Origin of the sequence: Methanosaeta sp. UBA356, assembly GCF_002496465.1 — an archaeon.
In the GTDB taxonomy this organism is placed as follows: Archaea; Halobacteriota; Methanosarcinia; order Methanotrichales; family Methanotrichaceae; genus Methanothrix; species Methanothrix soehngenii.
In genome coordinates this window covers 1-4685 of record NZ_DAKC01000048.1, presented here as the reverse complement: position 1 = coordinate 4685, position 4685 = coordinate 1, and the positions used below count along the sequence as shown (strand labels likewise).

4 protein-coding genes and 1 pseudogene are annotated in these 4685 nt (G+C 48.6%); 1 reads left to right on the top strand and 4 read right to left on the bottom strand.

What is annotated here, in order from left to right:
- Window positions 1-35: 35 nt before the first annotated feature.
- From BP727_RS03940 to BP727_RS03930, 3 genes and pseudogenes are all read right to left on the bottom strand, one after another.
- A pseudogene (locus BP727_RS03940) lies at window positions 36-206 on the bottom strand (zinc ribbon domain-containing protein); the annotation flags it as partial.
- A 7-nt stretch (window positions 207-213) separates the two neighbouring features.
- Window positions 214-1491 (bottom strand): HlyC/CorC family transporter, encoded by a 1278-nt coding sequence (locus BP727_RS03935; RefSeq protein ID WP_286857501.1) that lies wholly within the window; start codon window positions 1489-1491, stop codon window positions 214-216.
- 336 nt (window positions 1492-1827) lie between these two features.
- Entirely contained in the window at window positions 1828-3234 is a 1407-nt protein-coding gene (locus tag BP727_RS03930) for an FAD-dependent oxidoreductase (RefSeq protein ID WP_286857499.1), read from the bottom strand.
- 265 nt (window positions 3235-3499) lie between these two features.
- On the opposite strand from BP727_RS03930, the gene BP727_RS03925 reads away from it, so the two are divergent.
- The gene (locus BP727_RS03925; protein ID WP_273279009.1) at window positions 3500-4303 is read left to right on the top strand and encodes a class I SAM-dependent methyltransferase; all 804 of its coding nucleotides are present in this window, start codon (window positions 3500-3502) and stop codon (window positions 4301-4303) included.
- A gap of 82 nt (window positions 4304-4385) precedes the next feature.
- On the opposite strand, the gene BP727_RS03920 is transcribed toward BP727_RS03925, so the two are convergent.
- Window positions 4386-4685, bottom strand: a 300-nt coding sequence (locus tag BP727_RS03920; RefSeq protein WP_286857496.1) for a transposase, incomplete at its 5' end; no start/stop codon positions are given.

The window sequence follows — 4685 nt, the reverse complement described above, 5'->3', positions numbered from 1 at the left end:
CTTCCAGCCTGTGTTTATGTGACCACTCCCCACCCCTAAAGGGGTAGGGCTTCTACGTTTTTAATTCCGACAGATTGTAGTCCCAATCCAAGCATATTGATTGCCGCATTCCAATCTCGACTCACCGAAAGCCCGCAATGAGGGCAGTTATGGACGCTATCAGAAAGCGCCTTTTCAATCAGAATGCCACATCTAGAACACATCTTGAAGCCCTCACAATACAATGCTCTCTTCATCAGGCAGGGCTTCTGACATCAGCACCCTGATCTTTTTGATGCGGTTTTTTTCCACATTCTCGATTACGAACCTGGTGTTCATGTATTCGACGGATTCGCCTTGCTTGGGCAGTCTGCCCAATAGCTGGATCATAAAACCGCCTATTGATTCGTAATGCTCTGATTCGATATCCGTCCCGATCAGCTCGTTCAGCTCCTCGATCCTGGTGCTTCCATCGACGATGTACTCTCCTTCCCGGATCGTCTCGATCTCATTGGTTTGCATGTCGTACTCGTCTGATATCTCTCCCACGATCTCCTCAACAAGATCCTCCATGGTGACGATACCGGCCGTGCCCCCATACTCATCCAGGACTATGGCCATATGTGTCCTGCGCTTTTTCATCTCGCTGAAGAGCTCTGAGGTATTCATGAACTCGAATGTGTAGTAGGGCTTTTTCACAAACCCTTTCATGTCAAAGTCCCTCTTGGAATCCAGGTAGACCAGGTCCTTGACATTGAGAATGCCTACTATGTTATCGATCCTGTTGCTGTAAACTGGATAGCGGGAGAACTGCTCAGCTCTTATTATCTTTATGACATCCTCATAGGTGGCATTGATGTTTATGGCAATGATGTCCATCCGCGGAACCATAATATCTTTAACCAGCTGGTCCCCGAAGTCGAATACATTGCAGATCATCGTCTTTTCATGATCCTCGATGACACCCTCCTCCTCGCCCAAATTCACCATGGACTTGAGCTCCTCTTCGGTAATCGAGGGCAGTTTGGCATTGCTTCTGCAGCCAAAGAGCCGCAAGAATATGCTGGCTACACGGGAGAAGACCGCTACGACGGGACTCAGAATGTATGCTAAAACGGAGATAGGCCTTGCCACCAAGAGAGCTACTTGTTCAGACTTTTGAGCAGCCAGTGATTTGGGAGTGATCTCTCCGAATATGAGCACCAGCATGGTCATCACCCCGGTAGCGATGCCAACTCCGCTATCGCCGAAATATTTTATCGCCAGGACTGTGGCAATGGACGATGCGCTGATGTTTACTAAATTGTTGCCCACAAGGATAGTGCCCAGCAGTCTGCTGGGGTCTTCCCTCAGCTTTTCTACCACGCTGGCACCTCTTATCTTCTCCTCAACCAAATGGATGAGCCTGATCTTGCTCAGTGACATCAATGCGGTCTCAGATGCAGAGAAGAAAGCCGACATGCAGAGCAGAAATCCAAGAAATGCTAAAAGCGCAGTTGTACTTAAATCCAAAGCCAATTCCTCATTGCTGGCCCGAAAACCTCGGAGAATCCAGTATGCATATTCATTTATCTAATTACTTTTAGCAATTGAGCAAATAAATCTTTCCCTGTATGAATGTACGATCATGATATATGTAGGGCCTTGAAAAAGCAGGCAAGAAGCGAGGGAAAGGTCTGCACTGCCAGCCAGCTGCTATTATGGATTTGTTATAAAGGATCAAACCATGAAAGGATCTCTATTCATGGGCGATCAATTGCCGCAGGTCTCCTAAAAAGCAAAAATAGAAATGAAAAATTAGAAATGTATCTTAAAAAATTATGTAAATCCTCTTAGCTTTATCCTCCTCTAACAGACGGATTTATTTTTCAGAGCGTCCTCTGCTGCGTCCACGGTAACGTCTACGAGCAGAGATAAGGATGGATCAAAGCATCTTTCTGTGTTTCTGAGGTCCTCCGCGTTAACACAGGCTCTTATTGCCACTGCCATCTCATTTACTCTGTCTGAGACCGGGACCTCGGAGATCATCTGAGCCCCTAAAAGCTTCATAGAGAAGGCGTCGAAGATGAGCTTCATCGTAAGCGGCTTTGCTCCTGGGAAGTATCGAGCCTTGGTCAGCTTGGTTGCTTTGCCGGATATCGTCTTAATGCCCGCTCTCCCTGCCGCCTCCGTTGTCACCCCCACCGATCCAAAGTTCAGGCCGGCAATCTCGGCTACTACCGGTCCCATGCATGGGTCGTAGGATGAATACAAGCAGGGATTGCCTTTGATATCACTGATTATGTTATCTGAGATTACATTTGCCTGGACAACGGATGTAGAAGCCAGCTGGTTCAACTTCGGACGGAGGGTGATGCCATCTATGACCTCAATGCAGTCGCCCAGTGCATATACCTCGTTCAGATAGCCTTTCTTCTTTCTAACGTGCAATGAGTTGTCTGTGATAATTCCGCCAGTATCTCCGACTTCAATTCCCGCCTCTTCTGCTAGCCTGACATTCGGCCTCATGCCCATGGCGACCACTACCATCTCCGCAGGAATCTCCTTCTCACCTCTTGGGCCGATCAGGACAGAGCTGACCCGGCCGCCATCTTCTTTCAGGCTGGAAATCGGCTGGTTTTCCAGGATGAACTCTATTCCCTGCTTTTGCATCCACTCTTTGAGCATATCGCCCATATCCGGATCCAGGCCTCCGGGGAGCAATGAGGGCGGACCGGCAAGGACAGTGGTCTTGATATGATTGGCAGCCGCAGCGGCAGCGGCCTGCAATGCAATAATGCCCCGCCCTCGAACCAGCGCATTCTTCACTTCTCCTGATTTAAAGGCAGCCTCGATATTGTAGGCATCTTCCATGGTGCTGAGGGTGAATATGTTCTTCATAGTTGACTTTTCGATCATCTCGGGAAGAGCCGGCTTTCTCCCTGTGGCGATGACCAGATAATCGTATTTCAGAGTCTCTCCCGTCTTCAGCTTCAAGGTTTTATCGTCAGTGTTTATCCTTTCAACCTCGGTCTTGGTTCTGAAATCCACCCCTTGCTCTGAGAAGAACTCCGGCTTGTTGATAACAACCTTGTCTATTTCATACCATCCGCGGAGAGCATAAGGCAATCCGCAGACAGAGACCCAGCCGGTGTCCTCGCGCTTTAAAAGGACTATCTTGATGTCCTCTTTCGTTGCTATGCTCTTTTCCTGGAGGTCCTTCATCACAAATATCCCGGAAATTCCCCCGCCTATGATTACTGCCGTCTTGGTCATTTTGCGCACCTCTTCTGGTAAATGGACTTGAATGTACATTAAAAAACGAGATACTTATAGCTTCTTTGCTCTACTGCTCAAAATGGCGGGAAATTCCGCTGATCATTGCGCTGTTTAAATACTGGGCGATCGAGAATATATCTCCATCGCGATATTAGATATAATCTCTGCGCTTGATCGCATAGAACATAGATAAGATAAGGGATGGGCCTATAGATAAGCCGACAGCTAAGATTATTACCGATCCCAAATAAAAGAGGCCAGCATGAACAAAGCATACGTTCACGGCTACGATCCAAGGGAGAGCAGGCGCTTGCAGGATCAGGCCACCACCCTTGTTCAGCTGCTTCACTCCGATACCTCTTATCCTGCAGGCAGCCGGGTCCTAGAGGCCGGCTGCGGGGTGGGAGCGCAGACTTTGACCCTATCTCGAAACAATCCAGAGGCATCGATCATCTCAATGGACATATCCCGGGCCTCCGTCCTCCAGGCCAGGGGAAAGGTTGAGGAAGCAGGCATTGAGAATATTGATTTTTTGCAGGCGGACATATTCCGTCTTCCCTTTGATCCCCAATCATTCGATCACCTCTTCCTCTGCTTCGTCCTCGAGCACCTGCCCAGACCGATGGAGGCCCTAATCGCTCTGAAGGACTTCATCCGCCCCGGTGGCACAATCACGGTGATTGAGGGAGACCACGGTTCAGCATACTTTTATCCGGATAGCATTGCTGCCCAAAGGGCGATCTTAGCCCAGGTGGAACTGCAAAGATTTGCAGGAGGCAATGCAATGATCGGAAGGGAGCTATATCCCCTGCTCTCTAAAGCAGGTTACATCTCGGTTCGAGTCTCTCCCCGCATGGTCTATGCCGACTCCAGCCGGCCGGAGATGGTGGAGGGCTTCACCAGGAACACGTTCACTGCCATGATTGAGGGCGTTCGGGAACAGGCCATAAAGTTGGGGATGATAAAGCCAGAGGCATTTGATGAGGGTATAAGGGATCTATACCGGACGACTGAAGAGGACGGGGTGTTTTGCTATACATTCTTCAAGGCAACTGGAATAAAATGATGAGGCTGGCTCGGGATTATAGTCATAATGGTAGTGTCCCGAAATTGCTGTAATTTAGCCGCCCTGTATCCTACTATCATTACTATACGTCCATCGTTAAATACTTTTTACCTGTGACCCACTCTTCATTTATATTTATCATGATGCATCCTGCCAATCTCATCAGGGATTGATCACTCGGGAATGCTCCTACAGGTCTGCTTCTGCGCTTCAATTCCTTATTGATGCGCTCAATCTCAATGATGTTTGTGGTTCGTATCCTCTTCCAATGGGCCTTCGGATACGCCTTATAATTCCATAGATCGAATCTGAACCTGTCGATTGTCTCTGCAGCAGGATCGTACCCTCTATCTCTCAGCTCCTTCGCCAGTTCTTGCATCTT